17 protein-coding genes are annotated in these 19,529 nt (G+C 73.6%); 9 read left to right on the forward strand and 8 right to left on the reverse strand.

What is annotated here, in order from left to right:
• Positions 1-82: 82 nt before the first annotated feature.
• The 3 genes from AB0H64_RS20500 to AB0H64_RS20510 all read right to left on the reverse strand — a co-directional run bounded on the left by AB0H64_RS20500 (position 83) and on the right by AB0H64_RS20510 (position 4,626).
• On the reverse strand, positions 83-1,714 hold the full coding sequence (locus tag AB0H64_RS20500; RefSeq protein WP_357626566.1) for a High-affinity nickel-transporter: 1,632 nt from the start codon (positions 1,712-1,714) through the stop codon (positions 83-85).
• Positions 1,711-3,081, reverse strand: coding sequence for a hypothetical protein (locus tag AB0H64_RS20505; RefSeq protein ID WP_357626569.1), 1,371 nt, complete (start codon positions 3,079-3,081; stop codon positions 1,711-1,713). The genes AB0H64_RS20500 and AB0H64_RS20505 overlap by 4 nt, the downstream gene beginning before the upstream one ends.
• A gap of 168 nt (positions 3,082-3,249) precedes the next feature.
• On the reverse strand, positions 3,250-4,626 hold the full coding sequence (locus AB0H64_RS20510) for a DUF4331 domain-containing protein (RefSeq protein WP_357626571.1): 1,377 nt from the start codon (positions 4,624-4,626) through the stop codon (positions 3,250-3,252).
• 237 nt (positions 4,627-4,863) lie between these two features.
• Here AB0H64_RS20510 and AB0H64_RS20515 point away from each other — a divergent pair, with 237 nt between their 5' ends.
• From AB0H64_RS20515 to AB0H64_RS20525, 3 genes are all read left to right on the forward strand, one after another.
• On the forward strand, positions 4,864-6,585 hold the full coding sequence (locus tag AB0H64_RS20515; RefSeq protein ID WP_357626572.1) for an ABC transporter ATP-binding protein: 1,722 nt from the start codon (positions 4,864-4,866) through the stop codon (positions 6,583-6,585).
• Between the two features lie 53 nt (positions 6,586-6,638).
• Entirely contained in the window at positions 6,639-8,288 is a 1,650-nt protein-coding gene (gene hutU, locus AB0H64_RS20520) for a urocanate hydratase (protein WP_357626575.1), read from the forward strand.
• 128 nt (positions 8,289-8,416) lie between these two features.
• The gene (locus tag AB0H64_RS20525; RefSeq protein ID WP_357626578.1) at positions 8,417-9,247 is read left to right on the forward strand and encodes a MurR/RpiR family transcriptional regulator; all 831 of its coding nucleotides are present in this window, start codon (positions 8,417-8,419) and stop codon (positions 9,245-9,247) included.
• Here AB0H64_RS20525 and AB0H64_RS20530 read toward each other — a convergent pair.
• The 3 genes from AB0H64_RS20530 to AB0H64_RS20540 are packed head-to-tail and all read right to left on the reverse strand — an operon-like array spanning position 9,244 to position 11,503.
• On the reverse strand, positions 9,244-9,990 hold the full coding sequence (locus tag AB0H64_RS20530) for an ABC transporter permease (RefSeq protein ID WP_357626580.1): 747 nt from the start codon (positions 9,988-9,990) through the stop codon (positions 9,244-9,246). The genes AB0H64_RS20525 and AB0H64_RS20530 overlap by 4 nt on opposite strands.
• Positions 9,987-10,940 carry an ATP-binding cassette domain-containing protein gene (locus tag AB0H64_RS20535; protein WP_357626583.1) on the reverse strand — a complete coding sequence of 318 codons (954 nt, stop codon included), beginning with the start codon at positions 10,938-10,940 and terminating at the stop codon, positions 9,987-9,989. Before AB0H64_RS20535 ends, AB0H64_RS20530 begins: the two co-directional genes overlap by 4 nt.
• 11 nt (positions 10,941-10,951) lie before the next feature.
• A complete protein-coding gene (locus tag AB0H64_RS20540; protein ID WP_357626585.1) occupies positions 10,952-11,503 on the reverse strand; it encodes a PadR family transcriptional regulator in 552 nt (183 codons plus the stop codon).
• 53 nt (positions 11,504-11,556) lie between these two features.
• On the opposite strand from AB0H64_RS20540, the gene AB0H64_RS20545 reads away from it, so the two are divergent.
• The 5 genes from AB0H64_RS20545 (at position 11,557) to AB0H64_RS20565 (ending at position 17,038) form a co-directional block, all read left to right on the forward strand.
• A complete protein-coding gene (locus tag AB0H64_RS20545) occupies positions 11,557-12,243 on the forward strand; it encodes an SDR family oxidoreductase (RefSeq protein WP_357626587.1) in 687 nt (228 codons plus the stop codon).
• Between the two features lie 46 nt (positions 12,244-12,289).
• Positions 12,290-13,471 (forward strand): allantoate amidohydrolase, encoded by a 1,182-nt coding sequence (locus AB0H64_RS20550; protein WP_357626590.1) that lies wholly within the window; start codon positions 12,290-12,292, stop codon positions 13,469-13,471.
• Positions 13,462-14,802, forward strand: a complete 1,341-nt coding sequence (locus AB0H64_RS20555; RefSeq protein WP_357626593.1) for a formimidoylglutamate deiminase — start codon at positions 13,462-13,464, stop codon at positions 14,800-14,802. The genes AB0H64_RS20550 and AB0H64_RS20555 overlap by 10 nt, the downstream gene beginning before the upstream one ends.
• A gap of 43 nt (positions 14,803-14,845) precedes the next feature.
• Positions 14,846-16,030, forward strand: a complete 1,185-nt coding sequence (gene hutI, locus AB0H64_RS20560; protein ID WP_357626596.1) for an imidazolonepropionase — start codon at positions 14,846-14,848, stop codon at positions 16,028-16,030.
• A 66-nt stretch (positions 16,031-16,096) separates the two neighbouring features.
• Complete coding sequence (locus tag AB0H64_RS20565; protein ID WP_310710675.1) at positions 16,097-17,038, forward strand: sigma-70 family RNA polymerase sigma factor; 942 nt, start codon at positions 16,097-16,099, stop codon at positions 17,036-17,038.
• Positions 17,039-17,300: 262 nt separating this feature from the next.
• Here the strand turns inward: AB0H64_RS20565 and AB0H64_RS20570 are convergent, their stop codons facing one another.
• A complete protein-coding gene (locus AB0H64_RS20570) occupies positions 17,301-17,672 on the reverse strand; it encodes a nuclear transport factor 2 family protein (protein WP_357626599.1) in 372 nt (123 codons plus the stop codon).
• A 58-nt stretch (positions 17,673-17,730) separates the two neighbouring features.
• On the opposite strand from AB0H64_RS20570, the gene AB0H64_RS20575 reads away from it, so the two are divergent.
• Positions 17,731-18,372, forward strand: a complete 642-nt coding sequence (locus tag AB0H64_RS20575) for an ABATE domain-containing protein (protein ID WP_357626601.1) — start codon at positions 17,731-17,733, stop codon at positions 18,370-18,372.
• A 77-nt stretch (positions 18,373-18,449) separates the two neighbouring features.
• Here the strand turns inward: AB0H64_RS20575 and AB0H64_RS20580 are convergent, their stop codons facing one another.
• Positions 18,450-19,376, reverse strand: coding sequence for an iron-siderophore ABC transporter substrate-binding protein (locus AB0H64_RS20580; protein WP_357626604.1), 927 nt, complete (start codon positions 19,374-19,376; stop codon positions 18,450-18,452).
• Between the last annotated feature and the right edge of the window lie 153 nt (positions 19,377-19,529).

Consider the following 19,529-nt stretch of genomic DNA (forward strand, 5'->3'; position numbering starts at 1 on the left):
TACCTCAGATAGTCATGTCGATGACTAGTCACAGGCATGACTATAGGGAGGTCGCCGCCGGTACGCCAGGCCCTTGGCGCGTTCAGAGAGCGGTGACCGAGCGCAGGGCGAGGCCGGCGCCCAGCAGCACGACCATGACGGCCGTGCCGGCCGGGGCCAGGCCCGACAGGCGGGCCGCCAGCCGCTGCCCGGCCGAGGCCCGCCGTTCCAGACGGCCGACGAGCTTCACCAGCAGGAGGCCGGTGGCGGTGAGGGTCGCCGCCATGCCGAGGCCGTACGCCGTGACCAGTGCGACGCCGAACCAGGTGCGGCCCAGGCCGATCGCGCCGAGCAGCACGATCAGGGCCGACGGGCTGGGTACGAGCCCGCCCGCGATCCCCATGCCGAGCAGCCCGCCCCGCCCGCCTCCGTTCCGGCCTTCCCCCCGTTCGCCGTGTCCGTGCCCGTGTCCGTGCCCGTGCCCGTGTCCGTGCCCGTGCCCGTGTCCGTGCCCGTGCCCGTGTCCGTGCCCGTGCCCGTGCCCGCGCCCGTGCCCGTGGTCGTGGTGATGGTGATGGCGGTCGCGGCGGGAGGACAGCAGGAGGCGGGCGCCGATGACGGTGATCAGCACGCCGCTCGCCACCCCCAGCCAGGCCAGCACCGACTCGCCCGCCAGCGCCGTGAACGCGCTCAGCACCAGCCCCACCAGCAGCACCCCCGCCGTGTGGGTGGCCGTCACCGTGGCGCCCACCACCAGCGCGTCGCGCGGCCGGCCCCGGCGCCCGGCCAGGTACGCCGCCATGATCGTCTTGCCGTGGCCGGGGATCAGCGCGTGACCCGCGCCCAGCACCACCGCCAGGGCCAGCGCCAGCAGCCCCAGCGGCGCCGTCAGCCGGTCCGCCCCGACGAGCCCGGTGAACGTCCCGTCCACCGCCGCCAGCGCGTCACCGACCGGCCCGCCGATCGTGATCCCGCCCAAGGAGGACACTCCGGGCGCCGCGGCCCCGGTCGCCGCCTCCGAGCCCGGGACCGCGCCGGTGCCCGCGCCGCTGATCGTGCCGGTGACGGTGAAGGTCGCCGTGCGCTGGTCCAGGGGGTCGGCCAGCAGGTCCTGGGGGTACGCGCGCAGCTCGTGGCTGACGCTGACCGCGGGCACCGACGACGCGGCCAGCCGCACGCCGTCGCCCACGGCGGTGATCTCCCGCCAGCCGATCCGTTCCTGCTCGAACCCGTCCGCGAACGTCACCGCTCCGCCCCTCGGGAAGGCACCGGAGGCGGCCGGTGCGGTCAGCTCGCAGGTGAGGCGGCTGGTGCGCAGGCCGCCCTGGCCGGGCTGGTAGGCGAAACCCGCCCGCTCCACCCGCCACGGGACCGTCGCGCCGTCCACGGTCAGCCGCTGCGCGGCGGCCAGGTCCGCGCACCGCCGGCTCGCGTACGAGGCGTCCATCTGGGCCTGCGCCTGGAGGGTGGGCAGCTCGGCGGCGTCCACCACGGCCACGTTCCGCACCCGGCCGGGCTGGAAGCGCAGGCCGTTGTAGTGGTTCACGGTGAAGTTGCCCAGCGGGTGCGCCGGCACGGTCCCCGCCGCGACGGGGTGGGCCGAGGCGGGCCGGGCGAGCAGGACGGCGCCGGCCGGCGCTCCGAGGACGGCGGCGAGCAGCACGACGGCCACCGCGACGGCCACCGCGCGGCCCGAGGCCGCGAACGGCGGGAAGGTGGTGCCGGGCAGGGTCATGAGAACCTCGCGAGGGCGGGTAGGGACGGGTCGAAGCCGGGCCGCGACTCGGTCCCGCCGGTCGCCGGGCGCCCGGCGTCACCCGCGAGCGCGTGGTCACCACCGCCCCCGGGCGACGGCGAGGGTCTGTTCGCGAGCGCTTGCGTGGGTCCGTTTGCGAGCGCCTGCTCGGGTCCGTTTGCGAGCGCCTGCTCGGGTCCCCCTGCGAGCGCCTGCTCGACGCGGGCGCGGTGGTAGTGGAGCAGCGGGTTGCGCCAGCCCGTCGAGGTGGCCTTCACCGCGTACGGCAGCGCCGCCCGCGCGTCGCCCGCCCGGAACAGCGCCCAGGCCAGCGCGTCCGCCGCCACCAGGTTCGGGTTCCGGGCGTACTCGGCGCGGGCGTGCCGCACGGCCCGCGCCGGGTCGCCGTGGTCGGCCTCGAACTCGGCCCATGTCAGGTCGTCGCGCACCCCGGCCGACTCCAGCAGCCCGCGCTGGGCCCGCAGCAGCGTCCAGTCGGCGGGGCGGCCCGCCTTGGCGGCCGTCTCGCCCCGCTCGATGAGGTACTGGGGCAGCGGGAGCCGCTCGACCACCCGCTCGTACAACGACAGCGCCTCCGTCAGCCGGCCGCCGAGCGCCGCGACCCGCGCCTGCCCGGCCAGCGCCGGCGTGTACCCGGGGTCGGCCGCGAGCGCCCGGCCGTACTGGTCGGCCGCCTCCCGCAGGTCGCCGCCGTGCAGGGCCAGCTCGCCCAGGTAGTAGCGGACGTAGGCGACGTCGCCCGGGGTGTAGGCGTCGTCCAGGGCGTACTGGAGGAAGGACCGCGCGCCCTTCTGGTCGCCGCGCAGCTCGGCCGCGTACGACGCGCGGGCGAAGGAGGCGACGCCGGGCCGCAGGGCCATCATCCGGTCCACGGCCCGCCGGGCGCCGCGCAGGTCGCCGAGCTGGGTCCGCGCGTCGGCCAGCACCCCGTACGCCGCCGCCCCGTACGGGTTGACGGCGGTGGCGCGCTCGGCGAGGCGTACCGCGTCGGAGAACTCGTGGCGGCCGGCGGCGAGCGCGGCCCGCCCGGTGAGCACCGCGTCGTCCTCGGGGGCGAGCCTGGTGGCGGTGGCCAGCGCCCCGTCGGCCTTGACGTAGTAGGACGGGTCGCCGGTGACCCTGGCCTGGTCGACGTACTGGAGGCCGAGCAGCGCCCAGCCGCGGTGGTCGCCGGGCAGGCGCCTGAGCCGGGCCTGCAGCGTCTCGGCGGCCCGCGGCGTCCCGGCCGGGGGTGCCGCCCGCAGCCGCGGCGCGGTCGGCTGCGCGGGCGGGGCCGAGACCGCGACGGCGGTGAAGACCAGCGCGCCGGCCAGCACCGCGCCGCAGGCGAGGACGAGCGATCGCATCGAGTGCTCCGATGAGTCGTGGGGCGGCCGGACGGGCCGGACGGCGGGAGGCCGGCCGGTCGCGACGGGGAGGACGCGGCCGGCCGGCGGGCGGCGGACCCCAGGGTGGACGGGTCCGCCGGGAGGCCGCCCGGCCAGGAGAGGGAGCCGTGGGAGGGGCAGGGGCGGTCAGCGCTGGTTGACCGCGACGCCGCTCGGCAGCGGGATGTACGGGAACGAGCGCAGGATCGGCTTGTCGTTGGCGTCCACCTTGTCGGTCAGGGCCGGGATGAGCTTGCCCGACCGGGCGGCCCCGGCCAGCGCCTGGAGCTCGATGTCCACCACGTCGTCGCCGAGCCGCCGCCCGTTGGGGAAGCCCTGGAGGTCGCCCGCGAGCACGCCGAGCCGGTTGGGGTCCTTGGCCGGCGGGACCGTCATGTTGAGCCGCAGCATCTCGGCGGGGCGCAGCCGGCCGGCGTCCCTGTTGAGGGTCTGGGAGTTCAGGTCGGCCGCGATGGGCCCGTTGCCCTTGGCGACGCCGGTCAGGAAGATCTCCACCAGGTCGGCGCGGGGGGTGGCGGGTGCCTTGATGCCGTAGAGGGACTCCAGCAGCCGTGGCACCTCGGGGTCGGTGACCCGCTGGACCAGGGCCGCCACGTCGGCGTCCTTGGCGGGGGGCAGGGCGTTGAAGGCGTCCTTCAGGCCGGCCGGCGCCACGACCTCGTTGACCAGCGGGTTGCCGAGGCGGGAGACCTGGGTGTAGCCGCGGGGCCCCCACTTGTCGGTGGTCGACCAGACGCCGATCACCGGGTTGCGCCTGACGTCGCCCTTGAGCGCCAGGTCCGCGGCGGGCACCTGCACGGCCAGCGAGCTGACGTTGTAGCCCTTGGTGGTGTCCTGGCCGACCTCGGACAGGTTGCCGCCGTACAGCAGGTCGAACACCCGCAGGTCGAGGAAGAACGCCTCGTCGGCCTGGCCGGCGAAGACCTTGCCGCCGCCGGGCAGCCCGCGGACCGCCTGGGTGCGCAGCGTGCCGTAGTCGGGCATGGAGGCGGGGCCGACGTTGCTGGGCGCCACGACGCCGCCGGAGACGAGGGTCCTGACGCCGTGACGGGTGATGCGCCTGAGGGTGTAGCGCTGGCGGAAGAGCAGGTTCTCATCGTCGAGGGAGGTCACGGGGCCGTTGTTGTAGAGGAACGTGGAGGTGCCGCGGCGGTCCTCGTCGCGGAACGTCCACTGGTAGGTGATGTCGGGCCGGGCGTCGCCGTCGTTGTCGATCTTGATGTTGTAGCGCGACCTGGTGTCGAACGAGTAGAAGTTCGGCCCGCCGTTGGGCTCCTGGAACGGGATCCAGTTGGCCAGGAGCGTCACCGTGTCGGCCTTGTCGGGGCTGACGAAGGCGTACACGTCGGTGTTGTCGTTGCGCGGGTCGCCCGCGATCATCGGGGCCTCGCGGTGCGAGGAGGCCGTGCCCGCGTCCGTCCGGAGCAGCGCGAACGAGGAGGCGGTCAGCGCCGCCGCGACGCCCAGCCCGATCAGTGCGCGCCGGTTGATCCGGAGCTCCATGTTCGGTCCTTTCAGGGGTGCTGATGTTCGAGAGGTTCCGGCCGGGTTCCTCGAAGGGTGATACGTCGGCGAAGCGCGTTCGGATGTAAACGATCACCAGGTCTCCTCCTCGGGGAGGAGGCGTCAATCAAAGTTGACATACTTTGGTCGTCAATTTAGGTTGACGGGTGCGGAACGCCCGCGGTCGTTCGTTGGGCGCTTCAGGATGAATCGAGATGTGTCGTGAAAGGGGGCGTAGTGATCAAGGACCTGCTCGCCTATGTGCGCCCGCACCGGAAGATCCTCGTCATCGGGGCGTTAGTGGGCCTGGTCGGCTCGGTGGCGGGGCTGGCCATGCCGTTGCTGGCCAAGTACGTGGTGGACGCCTTCGGGCGCGGCGGGTCGATCGCCGGGCCGCTCGCCGGGCTGACCGTGGCCGTCGTGGTCGGCGCCGTGGTGTCGGCCGGGGGCAACTACCTCATGGAGCGCACCGGCGAGGGCATCGTGCTCGACGCCCGGCGCGGGCTCGTCGACCGGATGCTCCGCCTCAGGGTGGCCGACGTGGACCGGCTCAAGCCCGGCGACCTGCTGTCGCGGGTGACCGGCGACACGACGCTGCTGCGCGCCGTCCTGACCAACGGCATCGTGAACTCCATCGGCTCGGTCTTCATGCTCGTCGGGGCCGTGGTCATGATGGCCGCCATGGACGGCGTGCTGCTGCTCGTCACGTTGCTCGTCATCGTCGTGGTCGGCGGCATGACGGGTCTGATCATGCCGAGGATCCAGCGGGCCCAGCAGGAGGCGCAGGCCGCCGTGGGCGACATGGGCGCCGTGCTCGACCGGGCGCTCCAGGCGTACCGGACGGTCAAGGCGAACGGGGCCGAGGAGCGGGAGATCGCGGTCGTCGGTGAGGCCGCCGAGCGCGCTCGCGACCGAGGGCTCCAGGTGGCCGGGTGGACCTCGCTGGCCGGGGTGGCCACGTGGATGGCCGTGCAGCTCGCGTTCCTCAGCGTGCTCGCGGTGGGCGGCGCCCGGGTCGCGTCCGGGGCGCTGGAGATCTCCTCGCTGATCGCGTTCCTGCTGTACCTGTTCTACCTGGTGGCGCCCATCGGGCAGCTCGTCGAGGGGGCCGTCCAGCTCCAGCAGGGCCTGGCCGCGATGAAGCGCATCAAGGAGATCGAGGACCTGCCCGGCGAGCCGGTCGCCGTGCCGGCTCTCCCGGTGGCGGCCCCGGCGGCGGCGGAGCCTGTCGGGGTGCGGTTCGAGGACGTGGTGTTCCGGTACGGCGAGGACCGGCCGGCCGTCCACGACGGGGTGACCTTCGAGGTGCCGGCCGGTGGCCTGACCGCGCTCGTCGGACCGTCGGGTGCCGGCAAGTCCACGGTGTTCGCCCTGCTCGAACGCTTCTACGACCATCAGGCCGGGACCATCCTCGTCGGCGGGCGGGACATCCGTGACTGGCCGCTCGGCGAGCTGCGCGCCGCGTTCGGCTACGTCGAGCAGGACGCGCCCGTGCTCGCCGGCACCCTGCGGGAGAACCTGCTGTTCGCCGCCCCTGGCGCCGCCGAGGACGAGCTGTGGAGCGCGATCGCCCGCACCCGCCTCGACGACCTCGTGGCCCGGCTGCCCGAGGGGCTGGAGACACCCGTCGGCCACCGCGGCGTGCTGCTGTCCGGCGGCGAGCGGCAGCGGGTCGCGATCGCGCGGGCGCTGCTGCGCAGGCCGCGGCTGCTCCTGCTGGACGAGGCCACCTCGCAGCTCGACGCGGTCAACGAGCTGCGGCTGCGCGAGGTCATCGCCGAGGTCGCCACCGAGACGACCGTGCTCGTCATCGCGCACCGGCTGTCGACCGTGACCAACGCCGGCCGCATCATCGTCATGGAGGGCGGCGGCGTACGGGCGTCCGGCACCCACGAGGAGCTGGTCGGCCACGACGACCTCTACCGGGAGCTGGCCGCCACCCAGTTCCTGGTGTCCTGAGGCATTGTTACTCTTCCAGAGACATAGATGAATGCCTTCATTCAGGAGGTCGCATGAGCCGGACCGTGCGCGCGCCGCGAGGCACCACGCTCACCGCGAAGGGGTGGCCGCAGGAGGCCGCCCTCCGGATGCTCCAGAACAACCTGGACCCGGAGGTGGCCGAGCACCCCGAGCAGCTGGTCGTCTACGGCGGCTCCGGCCGGGCGGCGCGCGACTGGCCGTCGTTCGACGCGCTGGTCAGGACGCTGACGACACTGGAGGGTGACGAGACGCTGCTCGTCCAGTCCGGCCGGCCGGTCGGGGTGTTCCGCACGCACGAGTGGGCGCCGCGGGTCCTCATCGCCAACTCCAACCTGGTGCCCGACTGGGCGAACTGGGAGGAGTTCCGACGGCTGGAGGCGGCCGGGCTCACCATGTACGGGCAGATGACCGCGGGCTCCTGGATCTACATCGGCACCCAGGGCATCCTGCAGGGCACGTACGAGACGTTCGCCGCCGTCGCGGAGAAGAGGTTCGGCGGGACGCTGGCCGGGACGGTCACGCTCACGGCCGGTCTCGGCGGCATGGGCGGCGCCCAGCCGCTCGCCGTCACCCTCAACGGCGGCGTCGCCATCTGCCTCGACTGCGACCCGCGCTCGGTGTCGCGCCGCATCGAGCACCGCTACCTCGACGTCCAGGCGTCCTCGCTGGACGAGGCGCTGCGCCTGGCCTACGAGGCGCGCGACGCCCGCCGGCCGCTGTCCATCGGCGTCGTCGCCAACGCCGCCGAGGCCGTCCCCGAGCTGCTGGCCCGCGGCGCCGAGATCGACATCGTCACCGACCAGACCTCGGCGCACGACCCGCTCATGTACCTGCCGCTCGGTGTCGCCTTCGAGGACATGGCCGCCGAGCGTGACAAGGACCCGGCCGCCTTCACCCGCCGCGCCCGCGAGTCGATGGCCCGGCACGTCGAGGCCATGGTCGGCTTCAAGGACGCCGGCGCCGAGGTGTTCGACTACGGCAACTCCATCCGGGGCGAGGCGCAGCTGGCCGGCTACGCGCGGGCCTTCGACTTCCCGGGCTTCGTGCCGGCCTACATCCGGCCGCTGTTCTGCGAGGGCAGGGGGCCGTTCCGGTGGGCGGCGCTGAGCGGCGACCCGGCCGACATCGCCGCCACCGACCGCGCCATCCTCGACCTGTTCCCCGACAACGAGCCGCTGGCGCGCTGGATCCGCGCCGCCGGGGAGAAGGTCAGCTTCCAGGGGCTGCCGGCGCGCATCTGCTGGCTCGGCTACGGCGAGCGGCACCTGGCGGGCGAGCGGTTCAACGACATGGTGGCCTCCGGGGAGCTCCAGGCGCCGGTCGTCATCGGCCGGGACCACCTCGACAGCGGGTCGGTCGCCTCGCCGTACCGGGAGACGGAGGCGATGGCGGACGGCTCGGACGCCATCGCCGACTGGCCGCTGCTGAACGCCATGCTGAACACCGCCTCCGGCGCGGCCTGGGTGTCGATCCACCACGGCGGCGGGGTCGGCATCGGGCGCTCGATCCACGCGGGCCAGGTCACGGTCGCGGACGGCACGGCCCTGGCGGGGGAGAAGCTCAACCGCGTGCTGACCAACGACCCCGGGACGGGCGTGATGCGGCACGTGGACGCGGGATACGAGGAGGCGGCCGAGGTGGCGCAGGCGCGCGGGGTGCGCGTCCCGATGCGGGAGTCGTGACGGCGTCCCGGCGCGTGGCGGGCGGAGGGGTCTCCGCCCGCGCCGGGCACCGCCGATCCGGTGACCTGGGATGAAGATGTGGCACCCGTGGTGTTAGAGGTGGCGTGGTGGGTGGATATCACGGGGCGATGGAGTTGCTGCTGGACGGCCGGAGACTGTCGCCCGTGCAGCGCAGGATCGCCCACTACCTGTCCGAGCATCTCGACGAGGCCATCTTCCTGTCCAGCGTGGAGCTGGCCGAGCGGGCCGGGGTCAGCCAGCCGTCCGTGACCCGGTTCGCCATGGTGCTGGGGTTCGCCGGATACCCGGAGCTGCGGCAGGCGCTGCGGCCGATGGTGATGGGCGGCGCGGCCGAGGCGCCGCAGGACAGCCTGCTGCGCGGCGCCATCGACAACGAGATCCGCAACCTCACCCTGCTGCGCGAGCGGCTGTCGTCGCTGCCGCTGAAGGAGGCGGGGGAGGCGCTGGCCGCGACCGAGCCGCTGGTCGTCCTCGGGCTGCGCGTCTCCTCGGGGCTGGCCACCACGTTCGCCTACTACGCGCGCCGCGTCCATCCCGACGTGCGGCTGCTGACCCACGGCGGGTCGGAGCTGGCCGACGGGCTGCACGCCGCCCGCCGCGCCGGGGCCGAGTGGGTGGTGGCGGTGCTGCTGCCCCGCTACCCCGTGGAGGCGGTCCAGGCGCTGGAGTACGCGGACAAGCTGGGCCTGCGGACGGCGGTCATCACCGACAAGCCGGGCGTCCCCGCCGAGATCGTGCTGGACGCCCCCGTGGGGGACCGGCTGGTGTTCGACTCCCACGCGGCGCCGCTGGCTCTGGCCATGGCCCTGGTGGAGGCCATGGCCGACGCGGCGCCGCTGCGCACCCAGGCGCGGCTTGAGGAGTACGAGCGGATGACCGACGAGACGGGGACGTTCGTCCAGAACGACTGGCGTGATCCCGCGGACCGGTCCGCCTAACCGGCGATCGCGCGCAGGGAGCGTACGGACCAGGTGACGGTGAGCGCCGACAGCGCGAGCATGACGCCGAACGCGAGCGGGACCGACGGGTCGGTGAGGTGGCCGGCGAACAGCGCCCGCCCCGCCACCACCGGGTGGTACATCGGGTTGAACAGCGCCACCGTCCGCATCCACTCCGGGGCCAGCGTCATCGGCAGCAGCGCCCCCGACAGCAGCATGACGGGCAGGGCGAAGAACTGCATGGTCTGGGCCATGCCGTTCTCGTCGCGCAGCGACAGCGCCAGGCCGTAGCCGATTCCGGAGGCGAACAACCCGGTCAGGGCGATGAGCGCCACCATGACGGCCAGGCCGGGCAGGTCGGCCCGCATGCCCATGGCGAGGGCGATGAGGATGACCGCGACGGACTGCGCCACCAGCACCACCGCGTCGCGCAGGGTGCGGCCGAGCACGATCGACGGCCGCCAGGCGGGGCTGACCGCGATGCGCTCCAGCACGCCGCCGCGCAGCTCGTAGATCATGCCGTAACCGACGCCGATCGCGCCGAACAGCGCGGTGATCACCAGCATGCCCGGCGTGAAGGAGGTCAGCGCGGCGGCCGTCGATCGCCGGGCGGAGCCGGCCACCAGGGGACCGAACAGCAGCAGGTACACGACCGGCTGGACGATGCCGAACAGCGGCCAGATCGGGTTGCGGAAGGTGTTCCTCAGCTCGTGGCCCAGGAAGAGCAGGGTGTGGCGGATCACGCGGCGGCTCCCGTGTCGCGGAGCGAGCGGCCGGTCCTGGCCAGGAAGACGTCGTCCAGGGTGGACCGGTCGAGCGCGATCGAGGCCAGGCGCAGGCCGTGCTCCTCCAGGTCGCGCAGCATGGCGGGCAGGGCGTGCTCGCCGTCGTCCACGTAGACGCGCAGGACGTCGCCGTCCACGCGGGTCTCGCGGGCGTACGGCTTGAGCGCCTCGCCGGCCCGGCCGGGGTCGCTCACCCGCAGCGTCACCACGTCGCCCGACACCTCGCGCTTCAGCTCGGCGGGGGTGCCCTGGGCGACGATCAGGCCGTGGTCGACGATGGCGAGCCGGTCGCAGAGCGCGTCGGCCTCGTCCAGGTAGTGGGTGCTGAGCAGGACGCTGGTGCCGCGCTCGCGCAGCCGCCGGATGCTGTCCCAGAGGTTGGCCCGGTTCTGCGGGTCGAGGCCGGTGGTGGGCTCGTCGAGGAAGAGCAGCGGCGGGCTGTGGACGAGCCCGAGCGCGATGGCCACCCGCCGCTTCTGGCCGCCCGACAGGGTGCGGGCGGGCCGGTCGGCCACCTCCGCGAGCTCGAACCGGTCCAGCACGCCGGCCGTCGCCTCGGCGGCGCGGGCGACCCCGTGGATGCGCGCGGCCATCGTGATCTGGGCGCGGGCCGTGGTGCCCTCCTCGACGCCGCCGGCCTGGCTGACGTAGCCGAGCCGGCCGCGCACCCGGCCGGGCTCCTTGAGCAGGTCGTGGCCGGCGACGGTGGCCGTGCCGGCGTCGGGTGTGATCAGCGTGGCCAGCATCCTGATCGTGGTGGTCTTGCCGGCGCCGTTCGGGCCGAGGACGCCGAAGATCTCCCCGGTCTCGACGGCGAGGTCGACGCCGCGTACGGCCTCGACGGTCTGGGAGCCCTTGCGGCTCCTGGTGGTGAAGGTCTTGCGTAAGCCATGGGCGTCAATGATCATCTGCTGCTCCTTCAGGGCAGGTCGTCGGACTCCACCTGCGGGACCGCCTTCTCGGCCCAGGCGAGCTGGGCGGCGTACATGGCGGCGGTGAGGCGGAGGTTCTCGTCGACGTGCGCGGGGGCGCCGTAGCGCTGCTTGGCGCCGAACGCGTGCTCGATCATGCTGATGCTCGTCCGGAGCTGCCGGATCCTGCTGTGCAGGCCGTCGAGCAGCTCCTCCTTGCTGAGGCGGTCCATGAACGTGAGCGCCACCTGGAACGGGTCGACGATCGGCTTGACCTCGTGCCAGGAGACGAGCAGCTGCCGGTGGAACTCCAGCCGACCGGCCTCGGTGATCCGGTAGACCGTCTTGGCGCCCTTGGCCTGCCTGCCGGTGGTCTCCGGGCCCGTCACCACCTCCAGCAGCCCCTCGTCGGCCATCTTGGCCAGGCCGTGGTAGATCGAGCCGAAGGCGACGTTGGCCCAGGTGTCGGCGCCCATCACCTCCAGCCGTCTGCGGACCTGGTAACCGTTCATCGGCTCGTCGAGCAGCGAGCCGAGGATGAGGACGCGCGTCGAAGACATGCTCAAGTTTGTATTCAAATTTGTATGTCTGTCAAGGTCGTAAACTGCTCCGCATGACCGAACGACCAACGGCGCTGGTCACCGGCGCCTCCCGGGGCGTGGGCGAGGCCGTCGCGCGGGCGCTGGCGCCCACGCACCACGTCCTGCTCGGCGGCCGCGACACCGAGGCCCTCGGCAGGCTGGCCGGCGAGCTGCCCGACGCGCGGCCCTGGCCCGTCGAGCTCACCGAGGTCGGCCCCGCCGACGTCGAGGGCGTGGAGCGGCTCGACCTGCTCGTCCACAGCGCCGGCATCGCCCTGCTCGGCCACGTCGCCGAGCTGCCCGCCGACGCCTGGCGCCGGACGATGGAGCTCAACGTCGTCGCGGTGGCCGAGCTGACCCGGCTGCTGCTGCCGGCGCTGCGGTCCGCCCGCGGTCACGTCGTCTGCGTCAACTCGGGCGCGGGGCAGCGCGCCAACCCCAACTGGAGCGCGTACGCGGCCAGCAAGTTCGCCCTGCGGGCCTTCGCCGACGCGCTGCGCCTGGAGGAGCCGGAGCTGCGGGTGACGACCGTCTACCCGGGCCGGGTCGACACCGACATGCAGCGAAGCGTCCGCGAGCAGGAGGGCGGCGCGTACGAGACCGACCGCTACCTGCGGGCCGACACCGTCGCGCGGGCCGTGCTGGCCGCCGTCAACGCCGGTCCCGACGCCCACCTGACCGAGATCACGCTGCGCCCGAGCGCCGGGCCCGTCACCTGATCGCCCTCCCCCTCCGCTGAATGGCTTCATTCACTACAGTGGGGCCATGCTTGACGACCTCGCGCGCATCGGACGCGACCCCTCCACCAACGGATACGTCAGGGACGCCTGGTCGGCCGCCGACCTGGAGCTGCGCGAGTGGTTCCGGGGCGAGGCCGGCCGGCGCGGGCTCGACACGCGCGAGGACCGCAACGGCAACCTGTGGGCGTGGTGGGGCGACCCGTCGCGCGCGCCGGGCGTCGTCACGGGCAGCCATCTCGACTCCGTACGGCAGGGCGGCGCCTTCGACGGCCCGCTCGGCGTGGCCTCCGCCTTCGCCGCGCTCGACCTGCTGAGAGAGCGCGGCGTGCGGCCCGCCAGGCCGCTGGGCGTCGCCTGTTTCACCGACGAGGAGGGCGCCAGGTTCGGCGTGCCCTGCGTCGGGTCGCGGCTGCTGACCGGGGCGCTCGCGCCGGACCGGGCGCTCGGGCTCACCGACGACTCCGGCGACACGCTCGCGGACGTCCTCACCCGGTCCGGCCGCCGGCCGGACGACCTGGGCAAGGACGACGAGACCCTCGCCACGGTCGGCACGTTCGTGGAGCTCCACGTCGAGCAGGGGCGCGGGCTGGCCGGCACGGGCAGCGCGGTGGGGGTGGCCGGCGCGATCTGGCCCCACGGCCGGTGGCGCTTCGACTTCCGCGGCCGGGCCGACCACGCGGGCACCACCCGGCTGGAGGACCGCGACGACCCGATGCTGCCGTTCGCCCGCATGGTGCTCGCGGCGCGAGAGGCGGCCGGCCGGCACGGCGTCGTCGCGACCGTGGGCCGGGCCCGGATCTCGCCGGGCAACACCAACGCCGTCCCCGGGCTGGTGTCGGCCTGGCTCGACGCGCGCGGAGCGGCGGAGCCGGCCGTGCGAGCCATGGTGGCGGAGCTGGCCGAGCAGGCGGGCGTGGAGGCCCGGGAGGAGTCGTGGACCCCGGTCGTGGACTTCGACGCGCCCCTGCGCGACCGCCTGGCCGCCGTCGCCGGCCACGCCCTCGCCCAGGGTGCGTCCGTGCCGGTGCTGCCGACGGGGGCCGGGCACGACGCCGGCATCCTGGCCGCGGCGGGGGTGCCGAGCGCGATGCTGTTCGTCCGCAACCCCACCGGCGTGTCCCACTCGCCCGAGGAGCACGCGGACCCGGCCGACTGCCAGGCCGGGGTGAGCGCGCTCGCGAGCGTCCTGGAGGACCTGTGCCGCTGACGTACTGGTGCGAGCGCGCCTGGCTGCCCGAGGGCGTCACCGACGGCGTGCTCGTCGAGATCGAGGGCGACCGCATCGCCCGGGTCACCCGCGCGGCGCCCGGAGGCGCCGAGCGGCTCGCCGGTCTCACCCTCCCGGGCCTGGCCAACGCCCACTCCCACGCCTTCCACCGGGCGCTGCGCGGCGCCACCCAGACAGGCACGGGCGACTTCTGGACCTGGCGCGACCAGATGTACCAGGTGGCGGCCCGCCTCGACCCCGACTCCTACCTCGACCTGGCCCGCGCCGTCTACGCCGAGATGGCGCTGGCCGGGATCACCTGCGTCGGGGAGTTCCACTACCTGCACCACGGGCCGGACGGGCGGCCGTACGACGAGCCCAACATCATGGGCCACGCGCTGGTCCAGGCGGCCCGCGAGGCCGGGCTGCGGATCGCGCTGCTCGACGCCTGTTATCTGACGGGCGGGTTCGGCGCGCCGCTGGCCGGCGCGCAGATCCGCTTCGGCGACGGCGACTCAGAGCGGTGGGCGGGCCGGGCCGAGGCCCTGGCCGCCGCCTACGCGGGACGGCCCGACGTGGAGATCGGCGTCGCCGTCCACTCCGTGCGCGCGGTGCCGCCGGAGCACGTGCCGGTGGTCGCCGAGTTCTCCCACCGGCACGCCGTCCCGCTGCACGCCCACGTCTCCGAGCAGCTCGCCGAGAACGCGGCGTGCGTCGAGATGTACGCCGCCACCCCGGTGCGCATCCTGCACGAGCACGGCGCGCTCGGCCCGCGCTCCACCGCCGTCCACGCCACCCACCTGACCGAGGTGGACATCGAGCTGCTCGGCCGCTCCGGCACCCACGTCTGCATGTGCCCCACCACCGAGCGCGACCTCGCCGACGGCATCGGCCCCGCCCGCGCTCTGTGCGAGCGCGGCTCGCCGATCACGCTCGGCTCCGACAGCCACGCCGTGATCGACCTGTTCGAGGAGGCGCGGGCGGTGGAGCTGGGCGAGCGGCTCGCCACCCACCGGCGCGGCCACTGGCGGGCCGCCGAGCTGCTGACCGCCGCCACCGGCACGGGCCACACCTCGCTCGGGTTCCCCGACGCGGGGATGCTCGTCCCGGGCGCGTGGGCCGACCTGGTGTCGGTGCGCCTCGACTCGGTACGCACGGCCGGCGCGGCCGGCAAGGCCGCGGTGGAGACCGTCGTGTACGCGGCGACGGCGGCCGACGTCCACTCGGTGGTCTCCGGAGGCCGTCGCGTGGTGAGCGAGGGCCGGCACGTGCTGGGCGACGTGGGCGCGATGCTGGCCCGCGCGATCGGCCGGGTGACAGAACGACCGTGAAGACGACAGCCGCCCCCCTCGGGGCCGCCAGCGGAGGCACACCATGACCACGACGCTGATCGACGGGATCGGGCTGCTCTACACGGCCGACCCCGAACGCGAGGAGATCGAGGACGCCGCGCTCGTCGCCGAGGACGGCCGCGTCGTCTGGGCGGGCCCGGCCGCGCGGGCCCCCGAGGCCGACCGGCGCTTCGACGTCGGCGGCCGGTGCGTCGTCCCCGGGTTCGTCGACAGCCACGCGCACCTGATGTTCGCCGGCGACCGGTCCGCCGAGTTCGAGGCCCGCATGTCGGGCCGCCCGTACGCCGCGGGCGGTATCAGGACCACGGTCGAGGCCACCCGGAACGCCGGCGACGCCGAGCTGGCCACCCACGCCGCCGCCCTGGTGGCCGAGATGCTGGCGCAGGGCACGACCACGGTCGAGATCAAGAGCGGCTACGGCCTGAGCGTCGAGGACGAGCGGCGCTCGCTGGAGATCGCGACCGCGCTGACCGACGAGACGACGTTCCTCGGGGCGCACGTGGTGCCGGCCGGGACGTCGGCCGACGACTACGTGCGGCTGGTCACCGGGGAGATGCTGGCCGCCTGCGCGCCGTACGCCAAGTGGGTGGACGTCTTCTGCGACCGGGGAGCCTTCGACGGCGACCAGACGCGCGAGATCCTCAGCGCCGGGATCGCGGCCGGGCTCCAGGCCCGGGTCCACGCCGGGCAGCTCGGCCCGGGGCCGGGGGTGCGGATCGCCTGCGAGCTGGGAGCCGCCTCGGCCGACCACTGCACGCACCTCACCGACGAGGACGTGGACGCGCTCGCCTCCTCCGGCACGGTGGCGACGCTGCTGCCCGGGGCGGAGTTCTCCACCCGCTCGCCGTACCCCGACGCCCGCCGGCTGCTCGACGCCGGGGTGACCGTCGCGCTGGCCACCGACTGCAATCCCGGCTCGTCGTTCACCTCCTCCATGCCGTTCTGCGTGGCGCTCGCCGTGCGGGAGATGGGAATGACGCCGCTGGAGGCGGTGCGCGCCGCGACGTACGGCGGGGCGCGCGCGCTGCGCCGCGCGGACGTAGGCTGGATCCGTCCCGGAGCGCGGGCCGACCTCGTCGTCCTCGACGCCCCCTCGTACGTACACCTCGCCTACCGGCCCGGCGTCCCCCTCGTTCACCAGGTGTTCCAGGCCGGTCTCCTCCTTGAGGAGGACCTCCAGAACCGTCCGCTGGTCGTATCCCTTTAGGGAATCTTTGCATCTCGCCGGACGTTGGCGGTGTATATACGCAGCTGCGGAACGAGGTGCCTGGGGATGGCAAGGCCTACGGGGAGTCGCACGCAGGAGCAGCACGTCGCCGAGCGCGATCTGCTGGGGACCTATCTGGCCGAGATCGGCCGGGTCCCGCTGCTCACGGCGGAGGAAGAGGTGGAGCTCGCCAAGCGCATCGAGGCGGGGCTCTTCGCCGAGCAACTGCTCGACAGAGGAGGCTCGGAGCCGCGGATCGGGGACGCGGCGGACGAGGAGCTGGAGCGGCTGGCGGTGTCCGGCCGGCGGGCGAAGGACGAGTTCATCCAGGCCAACCTGCGGCTCGTGGTCGCGGTGGCGCGGAAGTACTCGGGACGGGGCATGCCGCTGATCGACCTGGTCCAGGAGGGCAACCTGGGGCTGGTCCGGGCGGTGGAGAAGTTCGACTACAAGCGGGGCTACAAGTTCTCGACGTACGCCACGTGGTGGATCCGGCAGTCGGTGGGGCGGGCCATCCACGAGCAGGCGCGGCCGGTGCGGCTGCCCACGCACGCCGGTGAGCAGATGACCCGGCTGATGCGGGTGCGGCGCGACCTGCTCGCCGAGTTCGACGTCGAGCCGACCGACGACGACCTCGCCGGCATCCTGGAGCTGCCGATCGAGCGGGTGCGCGAGCTGCGCCGCTGGGCCTCCGACCCGGTGTCGCTGCAGCTCGGGGTGGGCGACGAGGACGAGACGGAGCTCGGCGACATGATCGCCGACGAGACGTGGGCCGACCCCGAGCAGCAGGCCATCGACATCCTGGAGCGCGAGCGGCTCGACGAGTGGCTGACCGGCCTGGAGGGCGACACACGCGACATGCTGCGCTGGCGCTACGGGCTGGTCGACGGGCGCGAGCACACGCTGACGGAGGTGGGGGAGCGCTACGGCATCGGCCGCGACCGCGCCCGCCGCATCGAGCGCGACGCGCTGGCCCGCCTGCGCCGCATGGCCACCGCCGCCGCCTGACGCACCCCTTCACGGAGCGCGCCGATCCGGCGCGCTCCAGGCGTTCTCACGGAGTGGCGGGGCCGGGGACCCGGCGGCGGTCGTCGAGGCGTGCCTGCGGCCGATCCTGTCCGAGCCCGGAGGAGGCGAGGCGTTCGAGCGGATGCTGACCTCGGTCGACGCCAAGGACATGATCGCCATCGAGCCGCTGCTGACTGTGCTGGCCGTGCTGGCCGTGCCCGCGCTCGTGGTGTGGGGGACCGGGACGTGTTGTGAGCGCCGCTCAGCGCTCGGGCGCGGGGGTGATCTGGAAGAAGGCCGCCTTCCACTCGCCGTCCGTGCGCACCAGCGCCGTCGTCGCGTAGACGCGCATCGTCCGCTCGGTGGTGCCGTCCACGAGCATGTCGATCTCGACCGTGCTCGTGTGGACCGCGCTGTCCTCGGTGAGCATCACGACCTTGTGGTCGGACTGGTCGGTGCGGGTGTACGGGTTCCGGTTCTCGGCGAACCCCTTGAGCGTGGCCTCGCGGTCGGTCACCACGCCCCAGGGGGAGACGCTCACCACGTCGGCGGTGAGGAAACGGTCGTAGAAGGCGGCGTCGCCGTTCCTGTTCGCCTCCCACGCCTTCTCGGTCAGGGCGATCAGCTCTTCCATGGGGATCTCCTCAGACAGGTACACCGGTTTAACCGGTGTCAAGTGTTACAGTGCTGGAGTGGATGGCGCAAGCGGGACGACAGCGAGCACGGGCGGGATGACGCTGACGGGCGGTGACGGGCAGCGGTTCCGGTTCGACGCGGGCACGCTCTGCCTGGAGTTCCTGCTCAGCGGGGCGGTCGAGCCGTGGGAGCAGTTGCGCGAGCCCGAAGACCTGGCGGCGTGGATCGCCCGGACGCGGCTCGGGATCGAGGGGCCGGTGGTGGCCGGGCCCGGCGACCTGCGGGCGGCCAGGCGGCTGCGGGCCGCGATCTGGCGGCTGGCCGTACGGGCCGCCGGCGCCGAGGGCCTCCCGGGCGTCCCGTCCCCGATCGAGGACCCGTACGACGAGGTGGCGGGGAAGGCGGGGGACGACCTTCAGGTGCTGAACGAGGCGGCCGCGGCGCCGCCGCCCGCGCCGGTGATCGGGGAGGACCTGGACCGGGGGTGGGCGTACCCCGTGACGGGGCCGCAGTTCCTGTCGGCGGTGGCCTGCGACGCGATCGAGCTGTTCAGCGGCCCCCGCGCCGGGCGCGTGCGGATGTGCGCGGGGGACAACTGCTCCCTGATCTTCCTCGACACCTCGCGTCCCGGCGCCCGCCGCTGGTGCTCGATGAGCCGCTGCGGCAACCGCCAGAAGCTCCGCACGCGGCGCTCGTAGGATCGCCGCGTGGGTGATCTCCTGGGAGCGGTGGGGCGGCCGCGCAGGCGCTGAAGCGCCGCCGAGGCGGGCCGGGGTCAGGTCAGAGGGGTCAGGTAGCGGTCGAGGTCATCGAGGATCTTGCCGGCCGCCGTGACGCCGATGCCGAGCATCCAGATCTCGTCGTCCACGTTGTAGGCGTGTCCCGCCTTGACGGCCGCGAGGTTCTTCCACAGCGGGCCGCCCGTCACCGCCGCCTGGCTCTTGGCGGCCGCGTCGCCGTACGCGCTGTAGAAGACGGCGTCGGCGTCGGCCTGGGCGATGTTCTCCTGGCTGAGCTTGCCGAAGCGCTTGTCGGCCTGGCTCGCCAGCAGCTGGACCTCCGGCCGGGGGACGCCCGCGTCGCCGACGACGATGCCGCTGAACGACTCCGGGCCGTACATGCGGATCTCCGTCGGCATGAAGCGGACGATGCTCACCTTCAGCGACGTGAACTTGGCTCCGACCTGCTTGGCCCGTGCCTCGTAGGCCGACAGCAGCTCGGCGGCCTTCTCCTTCCTGCCCAGCGCCTCGGCGTCGAGCAGGAAGTTCTGCTTCCAGGTGACGCCCACCTTCTCCGTGAACACCGTGGGCGCGATCTTGCTGAGCTTGTCGTAGAAGGCGGCCTGGCGGAACTTGGAGCCCAGGATCAGGTCCGGCTTCAGCGCCATGATCGCTTCGAGGTTGAGCTGCTGGAGCGTGCCGACCGGCTTGGTGGCCGACAGCGCGGACCCGAGGTACTTCGGCCACGCCTGGTTCTGGGCGGCCTGCGCCGCGCCCACCGGCGCGAGGCCGAGCGACACCATCGTGTCGAGCTTGTCGGTGTCGAGCACCACGACCCGCTTGGGCTGCGCGGGCACCTTGGTCTCGCCCATGGCGTGCTTGACGGTTCGCGTCGGGCCGGCCTCCTGCGGCGCCGTGGAGGTGCCGCAGGCGGCGAGGGCGAGAACGGGGAGCAAGGCCGCGACGGCCAGGCGGAGACGCATGGGCATTCCTTGATCGTTTAGGTAAGGCAAACCTAAGTGTAGTGGTCACCGCGTCCGGAATGCCTGGTGTGAAAAGGCCGAAACACCCTCGAAACACCAATGTGGCGAGATTCACGTACGTGAAACACACCTGGTCGAGCCATGAAACTCCGC

Origin of the sequence: Nonomuraea sp. NPDC050733 (assembly GCF_040654215.1) — a bacterium.
GTDB lineage: Bacteria > Actinomycetota > Actinomycetes > Streptosporangiales > Streptosporangiaceae > Nonomuraea.